The following is a 26383-nucleotide window of genomic DNA, read 5'->3' as shown; positions in this document are numbered from 1 at the left end:
TATGGGATAATTTCTGCTGTTGAAACGCAAGAGGCAGAGGCGAGAGGGGGCACGGCATGTCCGAAGGCACTCAGGCAGAACGACTGCTCGTCCTGGCCCGGAGGGCCATCTCTTCCCAAGACGCACCACGGCTCTCGGACGTCCTTGCCCGTCTCGCGTCCTGTGCCAAGCGCGGCGAGGTCACTGCCGCAGAGGTCGTTGACCTGCTCGAGCGCGCCGCCTGCCTGGGCGGTCCAGACGCGGTGAGCCAGGTCTGGGACGGCTTTGGCGGGGACTTCGCCTATACGGGCTGGGCGCTGGCCCTGGCCCTGCGCTGCGCCAGGGAAGACAACGCCCGCCGCCTGCTCGCCCTGGGTGTAGACCTCCTGGGAGGCGTACGCCGCCCCAAGGTCTTGCGCGCGCTTCTTCCCCACGAGGGGGCCTTCACCCGCTTCGACCTGGTGCGGGAAAGCCCCACGCTCTTCGTGAACAACATGGACCCCACCGTCTCGACGGAGGTCTTCGAGCCCTTCAACGGCAAGGAGCAGCTTGCGGGCGCGCCCTGGGCCCCAGGCACCGACGTGGCGGCAAGCTGCAGGCTGGTGGCACGGCTGGCCGAGGAGGGGCTCTTCGACCCCGTGGTGTTCGACGACCTCTTCCGCGCCGCGGTGGTGAAGGCCTGGCACGCCCTGCGCCACCCGCGCGAGCAGGACCGTGCCTGCGCGGACGCCTGCCTCGAACTGGGAAGGCGCATGCTCGAGCTCCATCGCGCCAGGGGCATGGGTGACTCCAGCATGGAGCTCATCTTGGGCAACCTGGTGGTCCCCAAGGCGGACCGTCGCGTGGTGGCCTTCGTGTGCGAGCAGGCGCCAGCGGTGTTCCTCGGCCGCATGGCAACGCTGAGCTGGCTCCAAGATGACGCGGACCTGATTCACGACATGGTTCCCCACCTCTCCCCCGTGGGCGAGGGGGCAAACGGCCTCCTGCTCAAGCTGCTTGCCAAGTACGGCTTCATGGATTCCCTGAAGGCGATCTCCGTCTGGCCGCAGACGCTCACGGGGGACAACCTGCCCCCCGCAATCGAGGCGGCGTCCGAGGCGGGCCATGCCGAGGCTGCGGCCTGGCTGCTTGCCCAGCTTCAGCAGGGGCTGCGCCCAAGAAAGCCGCACCAGGCTCAGGCGGAGCCGCACACGCCCATCGATGCTTCGGCCACGGGCGCAGCGCAGCAGGCCAAGGCCGCAGCGGCCCTCCCATCCACGCCGGCGGCAGGCAACAGGGATCAGCTCGCCCTGCGCGTGCTTGAGCTCGCCCAAGGCGAGCTCATCAGCCAGAACCCCTTCCTTGCCCCCGCTGCCGCGCTTCTCTCGCCCGTGCTTGTGAAAGACCCGGCGGCGGGCGCGGGCGCGCATGCGGTGGCAGAGCCCCTCTTCTCCACGGACGGGCAGAGCCTCTACGTGAACGCAGGGGCTCTTCTCGCCCGATACAAGGCGACCCACAAGGCGCCCACTCAGGAGCTAGCACACCTCCTGGTGCACTGCCTGCTGCTGCATCCCTTCGTCACAAGCCAGGTTGACCCCAAGGCATGGAGCCTCTCCTGCGACATCGTGGCCGAGGAGCTGGTGGCGGAGCTGGTTGCCCCCCGCGACGACGAGAGGTCCGCGCGGATGGACATGGTGCGCGACCAGCTCTCGCGCGACTTCCATCCCGGCATGGGGGCCGAGCAGATCTATCACCACCTGCGCAAGGGCGCATACGAGAACATGCGGGAAAGCTGGTCTGAGCTGTTCCTCTCGGACGACCACGCGCGCTGGTTTGGCAGCAAGGGCGGCGAGAGGGACGACGCCCCCGCAGATGGCGAGCCCTCCTCCGAGGAGATGCCCGGCGGCCAAGGCCAAGGAGCGGACTCCTCGCAATCCGGCGCTCACGGCAGCGACTACCGGGACGGCATCTCGGACGGCGGCCATGACGACGGCGCGGGGCAGGGGCAGGTGCCGGAGCAAGAGCCAAAGAGCAGCCAGGCTCCCGCAGCGCCCGACCCCGCCGCAGGGTCCTCTCCCCCCTTGCCCGCCCAGCTCGACGAGACCCGCAAGCGCTGGGAGCAAGCTGCCAAGCTCATGCGCGTTGACCTGGAGACCCTCTCCAAGGCGCGCGGCGAGCGCCTGGGCTCGCTCATGCGCGAGCTCGAGGTGAGCAGCCACGAGCGAGTGGACTACCGTGAGTTCCTGCGCCAGTTTGCCGTGCGCAGCGAGGAGATGCGCCTCTCGGACGACGAGTTCGACTACGTCTTCTACAGCTACGGGCTCAGGCTCTACGGGGACATGCCGCTCATCGAGCCCCTGGAATATCGCGACGAGAGGCGCATACGCGACTTCGCGCTGGTCATCGACACGTCGAGCTCGGTCACCAACACGGTGGTGCAGCAGTTCATAGACGCCACCTTCGACGTGCTCACCAGCGAGGCGAGCTTCTTCGAGAGGGTCAACATCCACATCATCCAGGCGGACATGCGCGTGCAGAGCGACACCAAGATCAGCTCGCTCTCGGAGCTGGACCGCTGGAGGCGCAACATCAAGCTCTATGGCATGGGAGGCACGGACTTCCGCCCCGCCTTTCGCTACGTGGACGAGTTGCTGGCCAAGGGCGAGTTCGACGACCTCTCGGGCCTCATCTACTTCACGGACGGCTGGGGTGTCTATCCCGAGCGCGTGCCGCCCTACAAGACCACCTTCGTCTTCTACGACGAGGACCACCGTCCCGAGCTGGTGCCGGCATGGGCGCTGCAGATAACCCTTCATCCCGGCGAGTTTGAGTCAATGTCGGTCTACTAGGAGGATCCTGATGAACATCAAATCGGCAATAGAGCAGGTCACAGGTGCCGTCCGCGCCTATCTGGCAACGGACGAGCACGGCCTCTACCTGGTTCCCGAGCGCATGCAGCGCCCCATCATCATGATGGGCCCGCCGGGCATCGGCAAGACGGCCATCGTGAGCCAGGTGGCGGAGGAGCTGGGCGTCAACTTCGTCTCGTACTCCATCACCCACCACACCAGGCAGAGCGCCCTGGGCCTGCCCTACATCTCCGAGGCTGAGTTCGGCGGCAGGAGCTGGCGCGTGAGCCGCTACACCATGAGCGAGATCATCGCCGCCACCTACGACGCCATAGAGGCCTCGGGGGTGCGGGAGGGCATCCTCTTCCTGGACGAGATCAACTGCGCCTCGGAGACCCTCATGCCCGCCATGCTGCAGTTCCTGCAGTACAAGACCTTTGGCGAGCACGCCCTTCCCCATGGCTGGGCGATCGTCTGCGCCGGCAACCCGCCCGAGTACAACCGCGCGGCCCGCGACTTCGACCCCGCCATGATGGACCGCATGAAACGCATCGACGTTGAGCCTGACCTGGACGTGTGGATGGACTACGCCGTGAGCCACGGCGTGCATCCCGCCATCACCAGCTACCTCGCCAACAAGCCCAAGAACTTCTACAGGGTTCGCGCGTCGGTGACGGGCCCACGCCTGGTGACCGCCCGCGGATGGGAGGACCTCTCGCGCATGCTCGTAGCCTACCGCCACGAGGGGCTTGGGGCGGGGATGGAGCTCGTCTCCCAGTACCTGCAGGACAAGGAGGTGGCCGAGGACTTCTCGCTCTACCTGGAGCTCTTCGAGCGCTACCAGGACGACTACAAGGTTGACCAGATCCTGGCGGGCGCGGCAGGCCCAGAGATCGCGCGACGCGCCCGTGAGGCGCGCTTCGACGAGAGGCTCGCCCTGGTGAACCTGTTGCTCGAGGCCCTGCTGTCAGGGGCGCACGAGGCGGACGCGGAGCGGGAGGCGCTCACGCGCCTGCGGGAGGACCTTCCCGAGGCGGAGGGCGAGCCACTCCCCCTCCTGGAGGAGCTTGCCCAAGGCTGCCAGGCAGAGCTCGAGCGCGCCCGCTCGGGCTCTGCCTGCGGCGCAAGGCGCCAGCTCATGCTGGCACTCAGGGCGGAGGCGGCCGAGCGGCTGCGCGCGCAGGCCGCACGAGCCGCGGCAGGCGGGCGGGCGGGGGGCTTTGATGCCAAGGGTCACCTGGATGAGCTCCTCCGTGCCGAGGACCTCCGGGAGGAGGCTCTCGCCGCAAAGCTGGACTGCGCCCTGGGCTTCGCGGACGAGTGCCTCTCGGGAGGGCAGGAGCTGCTGCTGTTCATGACGCACCTCAGCGTGGACCCCTCTCTCATGCGCGTGCTCACCCGCCACGGAAGCGCGGAGTTCGTCCGCCAGAGCACGCGCCTCATGCTCCATGAGCGTGGAGAGGACCTTGCCCAGCTGGTGGACGAGCTCGACCTGGGCTAGCAGCCACCGGCGGCCCCTGCGGCCTCGCGCTCCTCTCGGCGCACGTCCGCACCGCGACGGTTGTCTCCCTCTATGGCCTGGATGGGGGCGATGTCCTGGGTGGTCTCAAGCGCGCCGAGGTAGTTTCCCTGCCCGTCACGCACGGCAAAGTAGCGGATGTAGAGGAAGCGCTCGCCCATGTGGATCCAGAACTCGTAGGAATCACGTGCGCCGCTGCGGAAGTCGTCGAAGACCTGGCGCACCATGGCCTGGCTCTTGGGTGGGTGGCAGTCGTAGACGTCGCGGCCAAGGCAGCTCTGGGGACGCGCGAAGAAGCGATGCTCCCCGTGGCTGAAGTAGCGGGTCTTGTCGTCCTTGTCCACGAAGGTCATGTCCAGGGGGATGGTGTTGAGCACCGCCTCGAGCTCTGCCGCGGTGAACTCTCCGGTTGAGAGGTGCACCTTGCCGTCCTTCGATGCGTCGGCAACGTCCGCCTGCTCCCGAGCGGCCCTCTCCGCCTCCGCCTCCTGCACAGCGGCCTCGGCCATCTCCATCATGGAGGGCCTCCATGCGGGCGGTTCCTCGATGAACGCGTACCCGTACTCGGCGGAGTCCTGGCTCACCTGCAGCCACTCTCGGGCGTTGAGCGTGTCAAGCGCCAGAGGGAACAGGATGTTCTCCTCCTTGAAGACCATGGAGTCCGCGGCCTCGCAGGCCTCCTCGAACCGATCGGCAGCCGCACGGAGGGTGGCGGGGCCGCTCGCCTCCTCCGCCAGCGCCGAGCTCTCCTTCAGAAGGGCCCTCACCTCGTCATCCTTGCCCCACATGACCTTGGAGGGAGCGGTCACGTCGTGCCTCTCCAGGAAGGGGAAGACCAGCTCCTCCTTGCGCTTGTAGTGCACGGCAAGCTGCCCCATCTCGCCGATGGCGGCACGGAGCGCAGGAGCGTCCTCCATCCCACCCCGGCGCGCACGCTCGATGGCGGGGCGGGCCTGCAGACCGATCAGGCGGGACAGGGCAGCGTTCTCCTCCCGGAGTACCCAGACGGGATGCCCTGGCTGCTCAGACGGGGAAGAGGAGGAGGCGGGCCCGCAGGCGAGGTGCCCCTCGAAGAGGGTGGCATGCACGTCGCAGAGGCGCTGGACCTCCTCAACCGCAACTCCGCCCGAGATGAGCTCCTGCTCTGCCGCGGCAATCTCCGAGCTCTCCACGTCCTTGAAGCTGGCGACGAACTCGTCCTTGACGTCCTCCACCGCCTCACCAGCCTGCAGGCGCTCGAGCAGGGACTTCAGCAGCATCCGACGCTCCTCGAGGGTGCTGGCCACCGCCGCGGGAGCATCCGCGCTGACCTGTGGCGCACCGCTGACCGAGAAGCCCTCACGCTCGAGGCCCGCCACGACGTCCTCGAGCCGCAGTCCCTTGTGCGCGCAACCCTTGGGCAGCGTCATGAAGCGCCCCATGGTCTGCAGGCGTCCCGGCTTGCAAATCTCGTCGAAACCCAGTCCAGCAAGGACATCCTTGAGCTCAGGGTATGCGCTCACCAGTTCAAACACGCTCTTCTCGAGGTCGATCTTCTTCTCGTCCATCAGGATTTCCACCCTTCTTCTCTGGCGACGCGGCTCGTGGGCGACCGACGCCTGCTTCTCGTTGCCTGCATTCTAGTTTTCCCAAGCTAACTAATTTGTTGCATTTACAACAGATGAGCAGGTTCTACAATGAGCCGCGGCATTTTGGCGCAGGACATTCTGGCATCTCTTCGTGATCGCGGGAGCCGTGCGCATGGCTCTCTCGGCAATGCTCTTCGTCCTGTAGGGGGCAGGTGCCGCGCCTGCCCTACCCCTGGCGGGAGTCCAGCCACTCCTTGAGAATGACGGCATGGTTTACCTGGGAGTCCTTGGCGGCATAGAGCAGGGTCACCACATCGTGCGAGAGAAGGGCGTCCGCAAGGCGGGCCGCGGCTTCGCTGGAGTCAAGCTCCGTGAGGTAGCGCGCGCGAAACGCGGGGAGGTTCTCTGCCTTGTGGACAAACTCCTTGCGCGCCTCCGTGGATGGCGCAAGCTCCTTTGCCCAGAGGTCATGAGAGAGGAGCTCCTTCTTGATGCCGCGAGGCCACAGCCTATCCACCAGCGCCCGATAGCCGTCGCCGGCTGACGGCTCCTCATACACGCGCTTGATGCGAATCTCAGGCATGCTCCCGTTCCGCCTTCCTGGCTACAGCGCATATCCTACCCATCAGTCTCGCAATGGTCCACACGCCGATCTAATCAGACCAGGATTAACGTAATGCCTATAGTTCTCGTAGATGCAAGACGGACCGTTAGGGCAGCACATGTCAGATCTCATCTACACCTGTGACGTCTCCTTCCTCTCTCTGAGGCGAGCCGAGAGGCTCGCACCCCCTGAGTTCGCCGCCGCTTTCAGCTGGTTCATGGCGCAGGAGGGAAGGCACATCGACAAACGTCCTTATGGTGAGGACGCGCCTCCCGGGCTACCCATCACAGTAGCTTCGCAGCGCGGCATCCACTACCCCAGCTATGAGAATCTGCCCTCAAAGGGTGCCGGCAAGGCTCAATACGCGCTGACCGTTCAATCTAAGAGTCAGAGGTATTACAGCGACAAGGACGTCATCGACAGGGGCGATGGAAGCTGGATATTTGATTACAAGGCCCATCGGACTGCCGAAGGAAAGCGAAGCACCGACAAATCAAATGAGCGTCTCATGCGCAATCTGGAGGACGGAGTTCCCGTAGGGGTCATCGTGCAGGACAAGAAACGAGGTGGCTTCACCGTCCTCGGCCTTGCCTATGTCGAACGCTACAACGAGAAGACCGAGACGTTCACTTTGCATGGGCCCGTCAACGAGCGGACGGAATCGCTAGGCCTTTTCTACTCGTTCATGCCATCCGACCTGACGGGAAAAGAGCGTAAAGAGGCGGAGGCCCTTCTGCTTGCCGAAGACACGGACAGCGAGAAAGCCTTGAAGTTTGACCGTCGCGTTCGAAGGGAGAGACAGGCAGACTTTAGAAAGGCGCTTATCGCAGCATATGGCGGAAGCTGTGCCGTCACGCAGACGGACGTCCTCGACACCCTACAGGCGGCACACATCGACCCGTATCGCGGAACGAGGTCTCAGCGGATAGTAAACGGAATCCTGATGCGCGCTGATATACATCTCCTCTACGACGCCAATCTCATTGCCATAGAGCCCGAGACGCACGTGCTGCGCCTCTCCCAACGTATCGCAAGCTCGGCCTATGCCCGCTATGCAGACAAGCCCATCCGCGTTCCGAACGAGAGGGCAAAAAGGCCGTCTGACTCCCTGCTGGCAATGCACTTCGAGCAGTTCGTGCGCCAACAGGCGGGCGCCGCATAACTAAGGCTACGTATCAGTTGGAGTGAGGATGTACTCTGCAAGGCTTGGGTACACGACCTCGTCCAGAAGCTGGGTCACCAGCTCCTTGAGGGTCGGTGCCTCAGCGCTGGCGCAAGCGTACTCTGGCCCGATGTAGTTAACGCAACCGCACCACGCAGGGCCATTCTTCCAGGCAATCAGCTCCAGCTCATGGCGGAGAGGTTCAGACCAGAGGTATGCCATCGGAGCTGATTTGGGGAAGTTGACGATGCCACAGCCTCTCCTTTTCTCAATCTCCTCATGCGTGCCATAGTCGAGTCCATGTTTGAGCGCCCACGTGCGATCAACGTCAACCAGATCCACTTCCTCTCCTCTCGCTCATGCCTTCGTGGTTTGAAGAGCATGATCCAAGTGGGAGAAAAAGTCAGATCCCCAAAAGGACGAGCGCCACTTATCGGATCGTTCTATTTCTTTGCCCTAAATCGCTCCAGTGCGAGACCCATCGCGAAGCCCACCAGCGCCAGGAGCACCCAGCCCATGCCCATGCTGGCAAGGGGAAGCAGGTCAAACGGCAGCTCCACGCCTGGGGCGAAGCCGTCTCGGAGCGCCACGGCAACGCTTCCAATTGCGCAGAGCGCCACGGAGAGCCTCCATGCCGGGACATGGGCCTGCGCCCCACCTCTCTGCACCAGCCCCATGATCACCAGGACGATCGCCACAGGATAGAGGGCAGAGAGCAGCGGCACGGAGTAGCCCAGGATTGCCGTGAGGCCCACGTTGGAAAGCAGGCACGAGAGGATGGTCACCAGAAGCGCCCAGCGCCTGTACCCCATGCGGGAGTAGTTCACGGAGAAGTACTCCGCGATGGAGCAGATCAGGCCGATGCACACGTTAAGGCAGGCGAGCGTGAAGATGGCCGCGACCAGGACGCTTCCGGCGACGCCAAACTCCACCGACGCCGCCGCGGAGATGACCTCTGCGCCATTCGTCGCATCGGGGACAACGCTGCCCATGACCGCGCCCAGGTAGCCAAAGCCGCAGTAGATGACCGCCATGCACGCCCCTGCCACAACGCCGGAGCGCATGACCTGCCGCGCCACGCCCTCGGCGGAATCAACTCCCATGGCCCGCACGTTCATGGAGATGACAATGCCGAAGGCAAGGGCGGCGAGCACGTCCATGGTCTGGTATCCCGTGACAAAGCCCGCCACGAGCGGGAGCTCGTCGTAGGGAGCGGAGGCCACGCCAGCCGCAGACCCCGGAGGTGCCACAAAGGTCGCCGCAAGAAGAATGACCACGAGGGCAATCAGCGTGGGACCCGAGAGCTTGCCCATGAGGCTGGTGAGCCTGCTGGGATGCATGGCCATGAAGTAGGCCACCACGAAGAAGAGCAGGGAGAACAGGAAGAGCGCCAGCTGGACGGGAAGCTCGTCTCCAAGCAGGGGGCGGATCATCTCGAACGAGGTGGTTGCCGTGCGCGGAATGGCAAGGAAGGGGCCAATGGCCAGGTAAACAAGGGCAACGAAGACCTTGGAGAAGGTGAGGTCGATGCGATTTGCCAGCTCGCGCGCGGAGCCGGCAAGCGCTATCGCGGCAATTGTGAGCACGGGAAGCCCCACCGCAGAGATCAGGAAGCCGACAAGGGCCGCAGGGGTGCGAACACCAGACAAGAGCCCCATCAGGGGTGCCAGGATGAGGTTGCCCGCACCAAAGAACATGGAAAACAGCGTGATGCCTACGACGAGGCCACCCTTCGCGTCTAGCTTGTCCTTGGTGAGGCCCGTGGGCGCTGTGGCGTTTGACATGCTCATACCTCCAAATCGTTTCGGAGAAGAATAGCATGTGCGCCAGCGCCCGGAAGATCACGTATCACAGGCGAAACGAGCGGGGAGGCGGGTCCGCCGGATGTCGCGCCCGCCTCCCCTCCCCTAGAGCTCGCGCCTCTCGTAGAGCACGCATGACAGCAGGGCGGAGAGGCCGTACATCACCATCGCCGCCAGCAGGCACACGAGCAGGACCGGCCACGGGCCCCAAGATCCCACCCAAACGATGGCCGCGCGAGCCACGAGCGCAACGGCGTCCTTGGGAATGACCATGGATGCCAAGGGGATCAGCGCAGGCAGAGACAGCGCGAACGATGCCCTTCGCGCGCCCCACATGAAGAGGAAGGGCATCTGCAGCGATACGAGCGCCAGAAACGCCGCAATGGACCCCGCTCCCGCGAGCAGCATCCCCCCGAGGTCGAAGGCATCGCGCATGAGAGGGAATGCCTGTGGCAGAAGACAGGCCGAGGCAACGCCCAACAGCGTAATGACCAGGTCGAAGGAACACAGGGAGAGCAATATGAAGAGGTAGCGCCCCAGAACCACATCGCGCCGGGTGACGGGAAGGGTCAGGCGGGCGCGCTCCCAGCCGCCCATCTCGTCCGCCTGAAAGCTGGCGCAGAGGGTGAAGAAGAGCATCACGTAGAGCGCGACGATTCCCACCATCATCTGGAATGCGGCCGGAATATCCAGAGGATCGCTGCCTCTCGATACGCCCAACAGCACGGGAACGAGCGCGATTACCAGCGCAACCAGCAGATACTGCTTCATCCTGCGCAGGGCGAAACAACTGTCCGCATACAGCAGGGACCTCACCTAGATCACCTCTCCCTTGACCATGAGCGTCATCACGTCGTCTATGTCTGCGGGGTCGCAGACATAGTCCGGGAACTGCCTCCCAAAGGCGTGGCGGTCTGCCACCAGCAGCGCGGTGACGCCGGAGCGCCTCAGCGCGCGCAACGGGCCGAAGCCCCTCTCGTCCGCCCGCAGCACCTGCTCCAGCTCTGCGGCGCGCAGCTGGGCCAGGCCCATCTCGTCCTCTATGCGGCTCACCTCACAGGAGAAGAGCAGCTCGCCCGCGTCCACCATCATCACGTAGTCCGCCAGGTGCTCCAGGTCGCTGGTGATGTGGCTTGAGATGAGCACGGACTTGTCGCCCGGCTCCAGGTACTCGCGGATGATGTCCAGCACCTCCTCGCGCACGATGGGGTCGAGTCCGGCCGTGGGCTCGTCCATGACCAGCAGGCTTGCCCCGCAGGCCAGGGCGCAGGCCAGCTGCAGCTTCATGCCCATGCCGCGAGAAAGGTCCTTCACCAGCTTGCGGGCCGCATGGCTGAGATGCGGCCTGGGGTCGTGCGGAAGCAGCCCCATACGCTCTGCCAGCTCCTCGAAGAGCTGGTGGTCAAACTGCGGGTAGGCAAGGTAGTGCATGGTGGCAACCTGAGCCACGCTCATCTCGCCGGGATAGGCGCAGACGGAGCTCACGAAGCCCACGCGAGACTTGACGGCCCTGAGCGCGGCATCGTCCAGGCCCGAGAGGCGCTGGCCAAAGAGCTCCACCTCGCCTCCGTCAAACGCGAGCTCCCCCAGGATTCCACGCATGATGGTGGTCTTTCCGGCCCCGTTCTGACCCACGAGCCCCACCACGCTTCCCCGGGGCACGCCAAAGCTCACGTCCTTGAGGGCAAAACCGTCGAAGCTCTTTGCGAGCCCCCGCACGCGCAGGTCGGAGGGCTCGCCCGAAAGGTCAAGCGTCCCCACGGACGACTCCATGCACCTTGCCATGCCTACTCCTCCTCAAACATCAGGTCAAGCATCTCGACGAGCTCCTGCCTTCCAAGCTGCGCCTCGCGCGCCTCCAGCAGCACCCGCGACAGGGCCTGCTCGACGCGCCTGAGGCGCTCCTCCTGCAGGAGCTCGGGGTCTATGCCGGCGACGAAGCTGCCCTTTCCAGGCACGGTCTCTATGAGACCTTGGGCCTCGAGCTCCGCGAAGGCGCGCTTGGTGGTGATGGCGCTGATGCGCAACGTGGCGGCCAGCCCCCGGATCGAGGGCAGCGCCTCACCGGGGTCAAGCTCGCCCGAAAGGATGCAGGAGCGAATCTGCGAGGCTATCTGCTCGTAGATGGGGACTCCCGACGAGTTTGAGAGCACAATCTCCACGCGGCACTCCTCTCTTACGTGCTTACTGTGTATGTTGTATATACACAGTAGTAACGTGAGGAGAACCTGTCAAGTGCGTCTGAGCGAGAGTGGCGGACGGCCTATTCCTCCATGCCAAAGGCATAGCTGGTCATGGCAATGGACCCCAACGTGTGCTTTCGGTTGAAGACTTGGGGCACCTCGTCTTGGGATGCCCCCAGAACCGTGAGCAGCGGCAGGTAGTGGTCGGGCGTGGGAACGGCAAAGCCGGCGTCAGGGAGCGGCAGGTAGTTGATGGCCCGCGCGTCGTTGCGGCCGAGGACGGCATCGTCCAGCGCCTCCTCTACGCGCTGACGCAGTCGGTCGTATCCCATGCCCAGGTTCTCTCCCGTAAGGGCAATCTCGTCCTCAACCCGAGCGGAGAGGAACTGCCCTCGTGGGTCCTGAAATAACAGGCCCAGATGCCTGGAGATCTCTCCGGAGGCGTAGCTGGCGCAGTCGCGGCCGAGCACCGCCACCCTGCCGCTGAGCCTGCCTTCGAAGAAGTCGGGAATGAGACGACAGACCAGCCTGAGCAGGCTCGTCTTGCCGCAGCCGGAAAGGCCCGTGAGCACGGTCAGGCCCCCGCAGGCAAGCTCAAGCGAGACGTCCTTCAGGGTCGGCTCGGTGCCGCCCTCGTAACGGAACTCCTGGACATCCGCCTCGACGGCGGGGACAACCGGCCTTGCCTAGGTCCTTGCGCACAGCAGCACCCCCATCAGGACGCACGAGAACGCCAGCACCAGGGCGTCAGGGATACCGGAGCGCATGACAACAAGATGGCGGCTCTCGCGCGTCAACTGGGCAAACGCCGGGGCCTAGCCGAGACGTTGTCGTATATGGGCCACATTCGACAACAAGACGCGGCGGCCGGCGCAAGGCCCCAGTTGCCGAGAGGTTCCCGGCGACTTGTTGTCGCTGGGGCACCAGAACCGACAACAAAACGGGACGCGCCTTTCGCCAACAGGCGCTTCGCGGCGAGGTGCGTGCTTTGTTGCACCAGACGCGCGGGGGCGATGTAATAAGGTAAGGAACGTTAGCCCCACGATAGGACCATGTTGTTGAATATGCCCCATGCGATCAGCAGCAGCACAAGTGCTACGGCAGCAACAATAATCTTCTGCTTCATTTCAGTTATTCCTCCCAGATGAAGGTAACCTCGAAGTCATCGCCCATTACAGAAGCAAACAGGTCCCTGATGTTCTGCTCTACATTCGTTTTGGCGTCGGCGAACAGCTCCCCTTCCCGCGCTCCTGACTCTGCCTTTTCCATACACTGCTTCCTGAACGCATCGACGTCCTCAACGTGAATCGGATTGAGGATGTTGTTGTGCTCTTCAAGTACGCCTGACTCTTCCAGGTCTGGTGTATTGGAGATGAGCGTTGGCTTGGGAAGCGTCACCGTCACGGACCGATCGGTACTTTCGGAGAATCTTGCCTTCGACAGGTCAACGCCAGCCTTAAGCGTGCCGACAAAACGGTACCAATAGCTGTGGGTCGTAAAAGGTAAGTCGAACTTCCATGTAAGAAGTTCGAGTTGGTTTTGGTCCTCCGCTTTCTCGATAATCTGATAACGCTGGGAAGCGGCCACCATCTCGTTCCTAGCAATAACGCGCTCGAATACTACGGACGAATTGACCGCCTGCCCCTCTGGCGCGATTCTTCTCTGAAGCGCTCCCTGCAATAGGAAAGCAAGAAAGAATCCCACTGCAAGACACACAACCGCCACGTAGCGCCTCTTCGGCAGAAGTAGCTTGAGTCCTTTTGCAAGACCACCTTGATGCTTTGGGACCACCGGCTGAGTTCCGTCAACAAACCCCGCATCTTCACGGGAATCCGACACGGAAGAGCCCGTTTCCTCGGTCAAATCTTCCTTCTCCGACATAACGATCTCCAATCTCTGTTCTTGATCTGCAAAAGTCGAAGTCTCTACACCCAACAGCCAGTCCCCGGTGCATCCATAAAGTAACGCCATCCTGCGAAGAACGAGAGCGTTGGGCTCCGCTAGCCCCTCTTCAAAGGAGAGGAGCGAAAATGCGCTCACCTGAAGTTCGCTCGCTGCACTCTCCAGACTGATTCCGGCCTCTTCACGACACTCCCTGTACCGTCGCGTGCTCACTTCATCACCGTCCTCATTTTTCTTATTGTAATGATAATGTTTCATATAGTTTATAAACGCACTTTAGACCTCCGTTCCTATCAGCGCTAGCATTTGTCTCGCTTGCCTCTGAGGCGAATCCAGCATGCACAAGAAGATGGAGGTGCCGCAGTGAACGAAAGAGCGATTATTGGCTCACGAATCGCAATCGCGCGTCGCGCGGCACATCTCAATCAGAATGAGCTGGGCAGAGCCATAGGGGTATCTGGGCAAACAATCTCCAACTGAGAGAATGCAAGATATGTCCCCAGTGCCACCGACATCGTCTCGCTTGCGCATGTACTGGGTTGCAGCGCAAGTTTTCTGCTGGGCCTATCTGACACCCTCTCCATTATGGTCAAGAGACCCTGAGCCTCAGCACGCCCACGTGTCACTTCACCTCTCGTCATAGGACATGTAAGTGATGCGAGGCCAAAAGAACCGAGCGACAACAAGATGGCAGCTCTCTCGCGCGTCAACTGGGCAAACGCCGGGGCGCGGGCGACTTGTTGTCGAATATGGGCCGCATTCGACAACAAGACGCGGCGACCGGCATGAAGCCCCAGTTGCCGAGAGGGGCGCGGCATCTTGTTGTCGCTGGGGCACCAGAACTGATAACAAAACGGGACGCGCCGCTCACCAACAGGCACTTTGCGGCGAGAGGCGCGCTTCGTTGTCGCCGGGCTCCAAAGCCGCCGCCACCGCGGCGCTAGAACACCCGGCGGTGCTTGAGCAGCGCCAGCAGCACCACGCACACCAGTGCCGTCAGCATGCAGATGATCGCAAAGCCATGCGCGAAGTCCGACAGCGGCATCCAGCGCGCATCCACGTTCATCCCATAGAAGCCCGAGACGATCGTGGGCACCGAGAGCACCACCGTGATCACCGTGAGGCGGCGCATCACGTCGTTCAGGCGCAGGTCCATGACCGACGACATGAGGTCGCGCGTGCCGTCGATGACGTTGCGGTAGATCTGGGCCATCTCGATGGCCTGCTGGTGCTCCACGATGGCGTCCTCGAGCAGCTCGTCCAGCCCCTGGTGGCACAGGAGGCGCTCCAGGCGCCTCAGCCTCCCCAGGACGTTGGCGTTGCCCTGCAGGGAGGTTGAGAGGTACACCAGCGAGGACTCCAGGCCATGCAGGGAGAAGAGGTCGCCCTCGCTGATCCAGCCGTCCATGCGCCCCTCCAGCTCAAGGCGCCGACGGTCGATGTCCACCAGGACCTGCTGGTAGAAGAGCCCCAGCCTCAGCAGGATGGTGCAGGCGAAGCGGCTGTGCCGCCAGGTGGAGAAGTCCCGCACCTTGCCGGAGGAAAAGTCGTCCAGGAGGGCGAAGCGCTCCGTGCAGATGGTTACCACGTTGTTCTTGGTGAGGATGATGCACAGCGGCACGGTGTTGCGGGCGCGCTCCTCGAGGTCCTCTCGGGCGGAGGGCACGTCCACCAGGACCATGAGCGTGTCGCCCTCCTGCTCGACGCGGGCCTTCTCCTCTGGGTCGATGGCAGCAAGGAGGTCGTCACGCTCGAGGCCGAAGTTGCGCGCGACCTCGTCCACCTCCTCGAGCGTGGGCGCGCTGAGTCTCACCCAGCTGCCCGGGCCCATGTCTTCCACGCGGGAGGTGGCGCGGTCCTCGGTGCGGTATATCTCTATCACGCATGCCTCCCCCCGACGTGTGGCCAAATGTCAAAAGCCTAGCACAAGGGGGAGCCGCCACATGGATCGCTCCCCCTGTCAAAAGACGTGCGTGCGGGAACGCCCGCACCCAATCCGATCCTACAGGTCGTCCACCAGGGCCGTGGACTTGGCATAGGCAGTGGAGCGGGCCTCGAAGAAGTCCGTCTTCACCATGTTGGCGTTCGAATACTGGTTGACCCAGGCCATGTCGGCGGGCTCGCGGTGGTTGTCCTCGAAGAGGTTGCCGTAGCCCAAGGCGCTCCAGCGTAGGTTGCCCAGGTAGCGCACATAGCTCTCCACCATGTCGCCCGTGAGGCCGGGAATCTGGTCGCCTATGACGTAGCGGCCCCAGGCCACCTCCTGGCGCACGCCCTCCTCGAGCATGGCGCGAAGCTCCGCCACCATATGCCCGTCGAAGAGCTGGGGCTCCTCCTTCTGCAGCTCTGAGATGATGTTGCGGAAGAGCCAGAGGTGGGTGTTCTCGTCGCGGTTGATGTAGCGGATCTCCTGGGCGCTGCCAGGCATCTTGCCGTTGCGGGCCAGGTTGTAGAAGAACATGAAGCCCGAGTAGAAGTACACGCCCTCCAGGATGTAGTTGGCCATCACCACGTGCAGGAAGGCGCGGGCGTCCTGGCGCTCCACGAACTCGTTGTAGTTGTCACCGATGAAGGTGTTGCGCCTCAGCAGGTGCTCGTCGTCGCGCCACTGGTAGAGAATCTCGTTGCGCTTCTCGGGCGAGCAGATGGTGTCGAGCATGTAGGAGTAGCTCTGGGAGTGCACGCACTCCTGGAAGGTCTGGATGCCCAGGCAGAGGTTGACCTCGTTTGCCGTGACGTAGGCGCTCACGTTGGGAAGGTTGGCGCTCTGCAGGGAGTCCAGGAACACCAGGAAGCTCAGGATCTTGTCGTAGGCGCCGCGCTCGGACTCGCTCAGGCGGGGGTAGTCCTTCACGTCCTGGGCCAGGTTGATCTCCTCGGGAACCCAGAAGTTGTTCATGGCCTGACGGTACCAGTCGCTCACCCAGCCGTAGCGCATGTTGTTGAAGTCGTTGAGGTTGGTGGTGTTGCCGCCGATCATGCGACGGTCGCGCACCTCGATGTCACCCTGCGGGTTGAACAGAGCCTTGCGTGAAAGACGCGCGTCCCTCTCTATGGCCATGGCCTCTCCCCTCTCGCTTTCCTGACTGCCTTGCCTGCATCCGAGCCGCACTGCGCGCCTCTAGGACGAGCAGCTCTCGCACTCCTCCACCTCAAGGGACTTGGAGCGCACGTAGTAGACGGTCTTCACGCCACGCCTCCAGGCCTCTATGTACAGCGCCAGGACCTGCCTCATGGTGAACTCGTTGGTGATGTAGAGGTTCATGGACTGCGCCTGGTCGATGTGACGCTGCCTCACCCCTGCCGCACGCACCGACCAGCTCTGGTCAATGAGGTGCGCGGCCTTGTAGTACCACCAGGTGCCCATGGACAGCTCGGGGGCGATGCGCGGCAGCATCATGCCCTTCTTCTCCTCCAGGAAGAAGCGGTGCATGATGGGGTCGAGGCCCGCCGTGGTGCCCGAGAGGATCGAGGTGGAGCTGGTGGGGGCTATGGCCAGGAGGTAGGCGTTGCGCATGCCCTGCTCGGCAACGCGACGGCGCAGCCCGTCCCAGGACTCGCCCGCATACCCGCGCTTCTCGAAGTAGGCCCCCGTCTGCCAGTCGGAGCCCTCGAAGAGCTCATAGGGGCCCTTCTCGGCGGCAAGGTCGCACGACGCGGCGATGGCATGGCGGTTGATGCGCTCGAAGACGTCGTCCACGAAGGCAAGGTGCTCCTCGCTCTCCCAGCGGATGTGACGCTTGGCTAGCATGTGATGGTAGCCGCTGACGCCCAGGCCGATGGAGCGGTAGCGATGGTTGGTGATCTTGGCAAAGGGCAGCGCGTAGAAGTTGAGGTCGATCACGTTGTCCAGGGCGCGCACCACGCAGCGAACGGTCTGGCCCAGATCCTCGTCGTCCTCCACGGCGATGCGCCCCAGCGAGAGGCTCGCCAGGTTGCACACCACGAAGTTGCCCGGGCGAACGGTGCTCACCACCACGGTGTCCCCCTCGCGGGTGAGCACCTCGCGGGAGACCGTCTCCATAGCCGAGGTGTTCTGCGCGATCTCGGTGCAGAGGTTGGAGCAGTAGATGATGCCCGCATGCGGGTTGGGGTTGGCGCGGTTCACGGTGTCGCGCATGAAGGCGAAGGGCGTTCCCGTCTCCACGGCGGAGCGCAGGATCAGGCGGACCACCTCGCGGATGGGCATGCTGCGCTTGGGGATGCGCGGGTCTGCCACGCAGTCGAGGTAACGCCTCTCCCACTCCTCGCCGAAGCAGTCCTCTATGGCATAGCCCTTCACGGTGAGGACGTCGTGCGGGTCCATGAGATGCCACTCCTGCGACATGTCCTCCTCGGCCATCCTCCAGAAGAGGTCCGGGTAGCAGACGGCCGGGAAGACGTCGTGGGCCTTCATGCGCTCGTCGCCATTGTTGGTGCGCAGCTGCAGGAACTCGGGGAGGTCGCGGTGCCAGGCGTCCAGATAGACCGCCACGGCACCCGAGCGCACGCCCAGCTGGTCAACGGCCACGGCCGTGTCGTTGATCACGCGAATCCAGCGGATGACACCGCCGGCGGCTCCCTTGTAGCCGCGGATGGACCCACCCGCCGCACGCACCTTGCCCAGGTACATGCCCATACCGCCGCCGTACTTCGAGACCTGGGCGAAGTTGTCCACGGAGCGGTAGATTCCCTCGAGGGAGTCGGGCACGGTGTCGATGAAGCAGCTGGAGAGCTGGTGCTGGGGCCTGCGCGCATTGGAGAGCGTGGGGGTGGCCATGGTCACCCTGAGCTGGCTCAGCATGTCGTAGAAGCGGCCAACCCACTCGAGGCGGCAGCTGGGGTCCTCGCGCAGGGCCAGGTGCAGGGCGATGCCCAGGAACATCTCCTGGGGGGTCTCCAGCGCCTCGCCCTCGAAGGAGCGGATGACGTAGCGGCGGCAGATGAGGTCGAGGCCGGCGAAGTCGAAGAGCTGGTCTCGGCTGTCGTCCAGGAGGGCCGAGGCCCGCTCGATCTCCGCGCGGGTGTAGCCCGCCAGGATGTAGCTGCCGTAGAGGTCCAGGTCCGTGAGGAGACGAAGCTTCTCGTAGAAGCTCGACACGCCGCGGCTGGCCATGAGGCGACCCACCTTCTGGTGATGGCCATAGGCAAGGATGCGCGCCGCCACGAAGCTCCACTTGGGGGCCTCCTTGCTGGTCAGCTCCACGGCCGCGCGCACCAGGGCGTCAAGGCGCTCCTGGGGACCAAGCTCGTCGGTGAGGAACCCGCGGAAGCGACCCAGCAGGGAGGACGTCGCATACTCCTCGTCCAGGAAGTCATGCTGGATGCCGGCAAGCACGCCGGAGATGCCCTCGTCACCCAGCAGCGAGACTATCTCCTGGCGCTGGTGGCGCAGCTCCGTGCGACGGGAGCGATACAGGATGTAGGCCTTTGCCTGCGCGAAGTGCTCCGCGCGCATGAGGGTCTCCTCGACCAAGTCCTGGATCTGCTCCACCGTGCTGGAGCCCTGCTCGGCCATGCGAGCCTCCACCTGCGCGACGAGGACCGCAAGCCCCTCGTCCGACAGCTGTGCGGAGGTTGCGGCAAAGGCCTTGCCGATGGCGCGGGCGACCTTGGTGGAGTCGTACTCCTCCTGGCTGCCGTTTCTCTTGACTATCTGCATGGCTCCCCCATCGCATATGCGTGAATTGCCTGCGCTACGATAGCATACCGCCATGCCAAAAGAGGCCTTGAGACGCAATATCTCGTTGTTTTATTTTTCTACAGCCACAATATGTTGTTGCTGTGAATGGAAAGATTCTCGCCTAGAGCAGACGGGAACAGGCGATGAGGGCCTCCAGGAGAACGAAGCAGCCCATGCCCAGGTTGAGCAGGCGCGCCACAGCGCCGTCTTTGCCCTCGCCCCCTCCATCACTCAATAGGGGGACCTCCTCGGGCATGCGCTGGACCTTCAGGTTCCCTCTCAGCCAGGTAAAGACAAGCACCAGCCCCGCCAGGGTGAGCAACGGCATGGCGAGGGCCCACACAAGGTATCCCGTGCCCGCTGGGGTGAGGCCGCCCGAGAGGAGCTGGCCCCAGAGCCCCTCGGTGCCCGTCTCGTTCACGATGTCGACCTCCGTGGCGCTCATGAACGCAAGGCAGATGTCCATGACCGAGCCACCCAGGAAGTTCTGGACCGAGTGCATGAGCATGGTCACTCCCACGCTGCGCGTGCGCAGGTACACATAGGCAAGCAGCGCTCCTGTGGTGAAGGTGTAGAAGAACTGATAGACGTTCTCGTGGAAGAGCGCGAAGCACAGGGCCGAGAAGAGGATGGCCCCCGCCTCGCCCCAGCGGGCACTGCGCTCAAGAAAGCAGCGGCGAAAGAGCAGCTCCTCCATCACGGGGGCCGCCACAAGCGTCACCAGGAGGTCCAGCGCCAGGGGCATCTCGCTCTGAGCCTGGAGCGGATCGCTCGCAAGGCCGCTGCTCAGGAAGCCAGCGAGGAGGTCGCCCAGGTAGGCCCCCAGCTCCGTCAGGGGCAGGCTCACCAGCAGAAGGAGCGCGATGTCAAGGGAGGAGAGGCCCAGCTCCGCCCGCGCGGGCGGAGCGTCCTTGGGGATGCGGCTCATGACCAGGGCCACCAACGGAAGAGAGATGCCATACACAAGCAGGTAGTAGAGGGCCTCCATGATCCAGTCCGGAAGGCCCAGCCCATCCGTGAGGGCAAAATAGACCTCGTCTGAGGAGGCGAGCGCCGAGGAGAGGAGCGAGAGGCCCACGAAGAGCAGCAGGCAGAGCCCCAACCGGGAATGGCGCCGCGCCATCTCGCCGAGAGGTGGGGCGTCAGGCGTTGGATTGGCGAGCTCAGGTGGCACAGGTCCGGTCTGCGAATCCAAGCGGGGCTCCTCTCGGGGCGCCTTTCCTTCGGCGCCGCCAGCGTCAGTTCAGACAAACTTAGCAGAAGACCCGACCCACGAGGGCCGGGTCCCGGAAGGCGCAGGGCGGAGGGGGCTGCGGCTAGGCGTTGGCCAGCGCGTCGGCCAGGGCCTCTATCTCGTCCAGGTTGGACTGCTTCACGCCCGACTTGAGACGCACCACAGGCTCCAGGATGGTCATGTTGCTCATGCCCTCGAGCTGCTCCAGCATCAGAGAACCCGCCTTGGGGGCCCAGCTGCCGTTCTCCATCACGCCAACCACGCGGTTGCGCAGGGCGTGGCTCGAGAGGTCCTCCAGAAGCACGCGCGTGCTGTCGAAGAGGCCCATGTTGTAGGTGGCGCTGGCAAAGACCAGCTTGGAGTACTGGAAGGCACGTGAGACCAGCTCCGAGGTGTCCGCCTTGGAGCAGTCGTAGACGCGCACGTTGCGCAGGCCCCTCTCGGCCAGGCGCATGGAGAGGATGTCGGCGGCGCAGGCGGTGTCCCCGTAGATGGAGCCGTAGAAGATGGCAACCGAGTCAAGCTCGGGCGTGTAGCTTGCCCACTTGGCGTAGCGGTCCAGGATGAGCTGGAAGTCCCTGCGCCAGAGGTGACCATGCAGGGGGCAGATCATGGCGATGTCCAAGGACTGGACCTTCTTGAGCAGGGCCAGGGTCTGGGGTCCGTACTTGCCCACGATGTTCACGTAGTAGCGCCTGGCCTCGTCGGCCCAATCCTGCTCCCAGTCAACCTCGTCGGCAAAGATGTTGCCGCTGAGAGCGCCAAACTCGCCGAAGGCGTCAGCGGAGTAGAGGGTGTGCGTGAGCTGGTCAAAGGTCACCATCACCTCGGGCCAGTGCACCATGGGCGCAAGCAGGAACCGCAGGGTGTGCCTGCCCAGCTCGAGCGTGTCTCCCTCCTTGACCCTCACGGCATGGGGCTCGGGGTCGAAGTCGAAGAACTGGGCGAGCATCTTGAAGGTCTGGGTGGTGCCCACCAGCTTGATCTGGGGGTACCTCTCCACCAGCTGAGGAATCACCACGCAGTGGTCGGGCTCCATGTGGTTGATGACCATGTAGTCCAGGGTGCGGCCACCCAGCACAAACTCCAGGTTCTCCATGAACTGGCGCGAGACGCCCTCGTCGATGCCGTCGAGAAGACAGGTCTTCTCGTCCATGATGAGGTAGTTGTCGTAGGACATGCCGTCAGGCGTGGGATAAGTGTTCTCGAAGAGCTCAAGGCGCCTGTCAGAGGCCCCCAGCCACCAGCTGTCCTCAGAGATCTGTCGCACGTTGTGCATGGAACCGCTCCTTGCCACTTGGCGGGTGCGCGCGTCACACCACATGCGCCAGAGCGCAGGCACCGCCGAGACTTTATAGAGAGTTTCGTATGTCCCTAGCATGATATGCGATTCGCGGGCGGATGGGTTGGCAAACGCCATGTTCGGATACGACGGGACCCCGCAGGCCACCTCGGCCCGCGGGGTCCCGGCTGGGAACGCGTGTGATGCCTCCGTCGATGGCGGCTCCTAGAACTCGAGCTCCATCAGGCGGGAGACGGAGACGATGTAGATCTCGAGGGCACGCTTGAACTGCTCCTCCGAGAAGCCCTCGTCCGCAGAGTGCTCGGCTCCCACCCACTCGGGCATGGGGAAGCTGGGGTCGTTGGGGCCAAAGGCGCCGCCGGCCTTGAAGTGGCGGGCGTAGGTGCCGCCACCGATGGTGAAGGGCTCGTCGTGGCGGCCGGTGTACTCGTTGTAGGTGCCGACCAGCGCCTGGACGCCATCGGAGCTGGGGTCGGTTGAGAAGGGCACCATGTCGAGGTCTACAGTAAGGGTGCAGCCGTGCTCCTCGGCGAGGGCGCCCACGCGCTCGGTGATCTTCTCGCCTGTGATGGAGGTGGGATAGCGGGAGTCGATGGTCTGCTCAAAGCGACCGTCCTTGGTGCGGATGGTGCCGCCGATGCAGGTGAGAGGGTCGAAGAGCTCGTCGGTGGCGGCGATGCCCAGGGTGGAGCCATCGGTGGACGCGAAGACCAGGCTCTCGAGCTCGAGGAAGCGCCGCTCGGCATCGGAGCAGAGGCCATTGTCCAAAAGGTAGCTCACCAAGAGGCCGATGGCGTTGATTGAGCCGGCGGGCATGGAGGCGTGCGCGCCGATGCCATGGGCGGTAAGCCTCACCAGTCCGTCGCCTGCTGGCTCCACGTCGATGCGCTCGGCGGCGGGCAGGGTGCGGAGCTCGGCTCGGACGATGGCCGTTGCCTCGCCGGCAACCGCGTTGCCCACGGTGCCGCCGTCGAAGTCAACGATCACGTCAGAGATCTGGCCGGAGGTGATGGTGGCGGAGTAGCCACCCTTCTCGCCGCAGATCAGGGGGAAGTCGGCGTCGGGAGAGAAGGTGAACTCGGGCTGGGGGTAGTTCTCGAGGTACCACTCCACGTCGGCCATGTTGGTCTCTTCGTTGTTGCCCACGATGCAGCGCAGGGTGTAGGGCAGCTGCTCGCCGGTGGCCGCGACCTGGTCAGCGAAGTACTTGGCGGCGTAGAGCTCCAGGACGAAGGGGCCCTTGTCGTCCAGGACGCCGCGGCCGATGAGGTAGCCGTCCTTGCGGGTCATCTTGAAGGGGTCGAAGGTCCAGCCCGTTCCCTCGGGGACTATGTCCGTGTGGGCAATCATGGCGATCTGCTTCTCGCTCTTGCCGGGAAGATCCGCGTATCCGATGCGACCCTCGCAGTCGTGGGCCTCGAGGCCCAGGCGAGAGGCGATCTCAAGGCCCTTTGCCAGGGCCTCGTAGGGAGCCGGGCCATAGGGCTTGCCAGGCTCAGCGTGGTCAAGGTCCTCGACCGAGCGGATGGCAACCAGGGACTCGATGTCCTTGACGGCGTCCTCCCAGATGCCCTCCACGTACTCGTGGACCCTCTGCTTCAGCTCCTCATCTGCCATGGTTAAAGTCCTTTCGCATAGAAGTGCAGGATTATTGCAACGCAGAAAGATTAACATGCGCAGGCCTCCCCGCGCGGCGCAATCCGCTGGCGGGGCCTGCCGGAGCATGGGCGGAGAGAGGACCCCTCGGCTCTGATAGACTTGCGCAGTCAACCAGGCGAGAGGAGACCTGCGTGCCCCCAAAGCAGCACAGCCTGTGGCCGCCCAGCTTCAAGGCGGCCATCTTCGACTTCGACGGGACCATCAGCGACACCGCCGCCCTCTGGAACAAGGTGGACCGCGCCTTCCTCAGCTCCCGCGGGCTGCCCTTCACTGCGGACTACCAGCAGAACCTCTCGGCTTTGGGGTTCAAGGCGGGCGCTCGCTACACCATCGAGCGCTTCGGGCTGGACGAGGGAGTGGACGACATCTGCGCGGAGTGGAAGCGCCTGGGAAGGGCCCTCTACGCGAGCAGCGCGACGCTGCGCCCCGGCGCCGCGAACTACATCAGGGCGCTGAGGGAGCACGGCATCGGGGTGGCGCTTGCCACCGTGAACGATGCCGACATGCTGGACGCTATCCAGCACGTTCGCTTCGACGCCCTCTTTGACGTGCGGGTCCACGGAACGGACGTGGCAAGGCCCAAGGATCATCCGGACATCTATCTCGAGGCGGCCCGCCAGCTTGGCGTGGGCGCCTCCGACTGCATGGTCTTCGAGGACGTCTACATTGGTGCCAGGTCCGCCAAGAGCGCAGGAATGGCCGTCTGCGGCGTTCGCGCAAACGACCATTCCCAGTTCGCAGACGAGCTGCGCTCCTACAGCGACGTGTGGGTGGAAGACTGGAGAGACGCGCTTGGCCGGCAGGGCCAGGGCGCCCTCTCCTAGTAGTCGATCTCCATCAGCCGAGCGATGGACACGATGTAGATCTTGAGCGCGCGCCTCAGGCTCTCCTCGCTCACCGCCTCGTCGGCACCATGCTCGAAGCCCACCCAGGAGGGCACCTCCTCTGCAGGCTCGTGCGGACCAAAGGCGCAGGCCCTCTCGAACTTGCGCGCGTAGGTCCCACCGCCAATGACGAAGGCCTGGGAGCTGCGTCCCGTGTACTCGTCGTAGGTGGCGAGCAGGCACCTGATCTCTGGGGTCTCCGGGTCGATGTAGAAGGGCCGCTTCACGCCGTCCACCTCGAAGCGGGCACCGTGTGCCGCGGCGAGCTCCTCCAGCGCCCGGGTAATCTGGGCGTCGTCTATGGCGCTGGGATAGCGCGAGTCGCAGGTCTGGACGAGACGCCCATCCACGCTGCGCACCGTGCCCCCGATGACCGTGAGGGGGCCGAACCTCTCGTCGGCGCATGCTATGCCCAGGGCCCTTCCGTCGTGTCCCAAGGCACAGAGGGCATGCTGGAGCTGCAGGAACTCTCGCTCCGCAGGAGAGCAGAGGCCCTGGGCAAGAAGGTAGTCTACCAGCATGCCGATGGCGTTCTTGGTTCCCTCGGGAAGGGAGGCGTGCCCGCCCCTGCCGTGCGCCGTGATGCAGACCGTATCGTCAGGCCCCTCGGTCAGCTCCAGCCCCTCGCATGCGGGCAGCTCCTCGAGCTTTGCGCGGACGAGTGCGCTGGCAAGACCAGGGATGGCATTGGCGACGGTGCCTCCGTCCATCTCGATGATGCGGCTCTCGGCCGAGGTGCCAAAGACGTCAGCGGAGATGAAGCGGCCGTGGTAGACGCCCTTCTCGCCGCAGATGAGCGGGAAGTCCGCATCCGGGGTGAAGGCAAAGGCGGGCATGGGCTGGTGGGCAAGGTAGTAGTCCAGGTCTTCCATGTTGGTCTCTTCCTCGCTGCCCACGATGCAGCGCAGGGTGTAGGGCAGCCTCCTGCCCGTGGCCGCAACCTGGCGCTGGAAGAAGTGCGCGGCATAGAGCGAGAGCACGAAGGGGCCCTTGTCGTCCAGGACGCCACGGCCCATGAGGTAACCCTCGCGGCGCGTGACGTCAAAGGGGTCAACGGTCCAGCCAAGGCCCTCGGGGACCACGTCGGTGTGTGCGATGGTGGCAATCTGCTTCTCGCTCACGCCGGGAAGGTCCGCGTAGCCTATGTAGCCCTCGCAGTCATGGGCCTCAAGGCCCAGGCGAGAGGCGATCTCGAGCCCCCTCGCAAGCGCCTCGTGACTGCCGGGTCCCCAGGGCATGCCCGGCGCCGCCTGTGACTTGTCCTCTACGGAGCGGATCTTCACCAGTGAGCGGATGTCCTCGACGAGGTCCTCCCAGACCTCATCCACATAGGCGTCCACCCGCCGCTTGAGCTCTTCCTCTGACATGGTTCTCCCCTCTCGTGTGTGCCGTGCCCAAGAAGTGTAGCGCGCTGGCGCCCCGCACGGCCCTTCGACGGGCCCGCCGGGTGGGCGAACATGCCACTCCGCACCCCGGTTCACCAATAACGGCGGATTGACCCACCCGTGGGGCGCCTGCGGGTGGGCAGACGCGGCGGTTTTGGCCGAGAAGAGCCTCACGTGGCGCGTTGGCCCACCTACGAGGCCTCGTGAGGTGGGTAGACGCGCGCCTTACGGCCGCAAGAGGTCCCTCGTGGCGCGTTGGCCCACCTACACCCGAACCATGGGGCGGGGGTGCGTAAGGCACGTCGGCAGAGACGGCGGAGTCGCGGCACAAAAAGGGAGCCGCCGAAGCGACTCCCAAAATCAGCTCTATGGAAATAGGCTTATTTACATCTTGTGAACGTTGGAAGCCTGGAGCTTGCCGTTCTGGCCGGTGGTGATGTCAAACTCGACGGGCATGCCCTCGTCCAGGGTCTTGAAGCCGTCCATCTGAATCTCGGAGTAGTGGACGAACAGGTCGTCGCCATCCTCGCGAGAGATGAAGCCATAGCCCTTGTCGGGGTTGAACCACTTAACAGTACCCTGTGCCATGTCGTGCCTTTCTTTCTTGCCCCGAAGGGCATAAACACTGCGCCGGAGCGCGATACGTTGTGACCTGTGAGGTCAACGATGGTCATTCTACCCTATTGCCCAGTGAGAATGGTCAACAATC

General features: G+C 64.0%; 21 protein-coding genes. 4 read left to right on the top strand and 17 right to left on the bottom strand.

What is annotated here, in order from left to right; translation table 11 throughout:
* Positions 1 to 56: 56 nt before the first annotated feature.
* Both CZ375_RS02430 and CZ375_RS02425 read left to right on the top strand, forming a co-directional pair.
* On the top strand, positions 57 to 2807 hold the full coding sequence (locus CZ375_RS02430; RefSeq protein WP_077597727.1) for a DUF2201 family putative metallopeptidase: 2751 nt from the start codon (positions 57 to 59) through the stop codon (positions 2805 to 2807).
* A gap of 10 nt (positions 2808 to 2817) precedes the next feature.
* Positions 2818 to 4308, top strand: coding sequence for an AAA family ATPase (locus CZ375_RS02425; RefSeq protein WP_077597726.1), 1491 nt, complete (start codon positions 2818 to 2820; stop codon positions 4306 to 4308).
* Here the strand turns inward: CZ375_RS02425 and CZ375_RS02420 are convergent.
* Together CZ375_RS02420 and CZ375_RS02415 are read right to left on the bottom strand one after the other, a co-directional pair.
* Complete coding sequence (locus CZ375_RS02420) at positions 4305 to 5873, bottom strand: DUF438 domain-containing protein (protein WP_077597725.1); 1569 nt, start codon at positions 5871 to 5873, stop codon at positions 4305 to 4307. The two genes, CZ375_RS02425 and CZ375_RS02420, sit on opposite strands and share 4 nt — an antisense overlap.
* 247 nt (positions 5874 to 6120) lie before the next feature.
* Positions 6121 to 6477 carry a DUF488 domain-containing protein gene (locus CZ375_RS02415; protein ID WP_077597724.1) on the bottom strand — a complete coding sequence of 119 codons (357 nt, stop codon included), beginning with the start codon at positions 6475 to 6477 and terminating at the stop codon, positions 6121 to 6123.
* Positions 6478 to 6616: 139 nt separating this feature from the next.
* Between CZ375_RS02415 and CZ375_RS02410 the strand changes: the two genes are divergently transcribed.
* Positions 6617 to 7660, top strand: coding sequence for an HNH endonuclease (locus tag CZ375_RS02410; RefSeq protein ID WP_159438344.1), 1044 nt, complete (start codon positions 6617 to 6619; stop codon positions 7658 to 7660).
* A gap of 6 nt (positions 7661 to 7666) precedes the next feature.
* Here CZ375_RS02410 and CZ375_RS02405 read toward each other — a convergent pair whose 3' ends face one another.
* The 13 genes from CZ375_RS02405 to CZ375_RS02345 form a co-directional block, all read right to left on the bottom strand.
* Positions 7667 to 8002, bottom strand: coding sequence for a hypothetical protein (locus tag CZ375_RS02405; protein ID WP_077597722.1), 336 nt, complete (start codon positions 8000 to 8002; stop codon positions 7667 to 7669).
* Between the two features lie 101 nt (positions 8003 to 8103).
* On the bottom strand, positions 8104 to 9444 hold the full coding sequence (brnQ, locus tag CZ375_RS02400) for a branched-chain amino acid transport system II carrier protein (RefSeq protein WP_077597721.1): 1341 nt from the start codon (positions 9442 to 9444) through the stop codon (positions 8104 to 8106).
* 123 nt (positions 9445 to 9567) lie between these two features.
* Positions 9568 to 10278: an ABC-2 transporter permease gene (locus tag CZ375_RS02395; RefSeq protein WP_077597720.1), complete on the bottom strand. Its 711-nt coding sequence runs from the start codon at positions 10276 to 10278 to the stop codon at positions 9568 to 9570.
* Positions 10279 to 11247: an ABC transporter ATP-binding protein gene (locus CZ375_RS02390; protein ID WP_077597719.1), complete on the bottom strand. Its 969-nt coding sequence runs from the start codon at positions 11245 to 11247 to the stop codon at positions 10279 to 10281.
* A 2-nt stretch (positions 11248 to 11249) separates the two neighbouring features.
* Positions 11250 to 11624, bottom strand: a complete 375-nt coding sequence (locus tag CZ375_RS02385; protein WP_077597718.1) for a GntR family transcriptional regulator — start codon at positions 11622 to 11624, stop codon at positions 11250 to 11252.
* Positions 11625 to 11725: 101 nt separating this feature from the next.
* Positions 11726 to 12259 carry an ATP-binding cassette domain-containing protein gene (locus CZ375_RS02380; RefSeq protein WP_077597717.1) on the bottom strand — a complete coding sequence of 178 codons (534 nt, stop codon included), beginning with the start codon at positions 12257 to 12259 and terminating at the stop codon, positions 11726 to 11728.
* 517 nt (positions 12260 to 12776) lie between these two features.
* Positions 12777 to 13805 carry a DUF4230 domain-containing protein gene (locus tag CZ375_RS02375; RefSeq protein ID WP_077597716.1) on the bottom strand — a complete coding sequence of 343 codons (1029 nt, stop codon included), beginning with the start codon at positions 13803 to 13805 and terminating at the stop codon, positions 12777 to 12779.
* A gap of 682 nt (positions 13806 to 14487) precedes the next feature.
* Positions 14488 to 15429, bottom strand: coding sequence for a magnesium transporter CorA family protein (locus CZ375_RS02370; RefSeq protein WP_077597715.1), 942 nt, complete (start codon positions 15427 to 15429; stop codon positions 14488 to 14490).
* Between the two features lie 120 nt (positions 15430 to 15549).
* On the bottom strand, positions 15550 to 16608 hold the full coding sequence (locus tag CZ375_RS02365; protein WP_077597714.1) for a ribonucleotide-diphosphate reductase subunit beta: 1059 nt from the start codon (positions 16606 to 16608) through the stop codon (positions 15550 to 15552).
* A 60-nt stretch (positions 16609 to 16668) separates the two neighbouring features.
* Positions 16669 to 19188, bottom strand: a complete 2520-nt coding sequence (locus tag CZ375_RS02360; protein WP_077597713.1) for a ribonucleoside-diphosphate reductase subunit alpha — start codon at positions 19186 to 19188, stop codon at positions 16669 to 16671.
* A 142-nt stretch (positions 19189 to 19330) separates the two neighbouring features.
* Positions 19331 to 20404: a CPBP family intramembrane glutamic endopeptidase gene (locus CZ375_RS02355; protein WP_097677370.1), complete on the bottom strand. Its 1074-nt coding sequence runs from the start codon at positions 20402 to 20404 to the stop codon at positions 19331 to 19333.
* A 121-nt stretch (positions 20405 to 20525) separates the two neighbouring features.
* Positions 20526 to 21722: an FprA family A-type flavoprotein gene (locus CZ375_RS02350; RefSeq protein ID WP_077597711.1), complete on the bottom strand. Its 1197-nt coding sequence runs from the start codon at positions 21720 to 21722 to the stop codon at positions 20526 to 20528.
* Between the two features lie 228 nt (positions 21723 to 21950).
* The gene (locus CZ375_RS02345) at positions 21951 to 23363 is read right to left on the bottom strand and encodes a Sapep family Mn(2+)-dependent dipeptidase (RefSeq protein WP_077597710.1); all 1413 of its coding nucleotides are present in this window, start codon (positions 23361 to 23363) and stop codon (positions 21951 to 21953) included.
* Between the two features lie 173 nt (positions 23364 to 23536).
* Here CZ375_RS02345 and CZ375_RS02340 point away from each other — a divergent pair, with 173 nt between their 5' ends.
* Entirely contained in the window at positions 23537 to 24229 is a 693-nt protein-coding gene (locus CZ375_RS02340; RefSeq protein WP_077597709.1) for an HAD family hydrolase, read from the top strand.
* Here the strand turns inward: CZ375_RS02340 and CZ375_RS02335 are convergent.
* Positions 24226 to 25656 carry a Sapep family Mn(2+)-dependent dipeptidase gene (locus tag CZ375_RS02335; protein ID WP_077597708.1) on the bottom strand — a complete coding sequence of 477 codons (1431 nt, stop codon included), beginning with the start codon at positions 25654 to 25656 and terminating at the stop codon, positions 24226 to 24228. The genes CZ375_RS02340 and CZ375_RS02335 overlap by 4 nt on opposite strands.
* 402 nt (positions 25657 to 26058) lie before the next feature.
* Complete coding sequence (locus CZ375_RS02330; protein WP_077597707.1) at positions 26059 to 26262, bottom strand: cold-shock protein; 204 nt, start codon at positions 26260 to 26262, stop codon at positions 26059 to 26061.
* Positions 26263 to 26383: the final 121 nt, after the last annotated feature.

This window comes from Olsenella urininfantis (assembly GCF_900155635.1).
In the GTDB taxonomy this organism is placed as follows: domain Bacteria; phylum Actinomycetota; class Coriobacteriia; order Coriobacteriales; family Atopobiaceae; genus Olsenella_G; species Olsenella_G urininfantis.
Note: the sequence above shows the minus strand (reverse complement) of the source record. Positions and strands in the feature narration are given on the sequence as shown.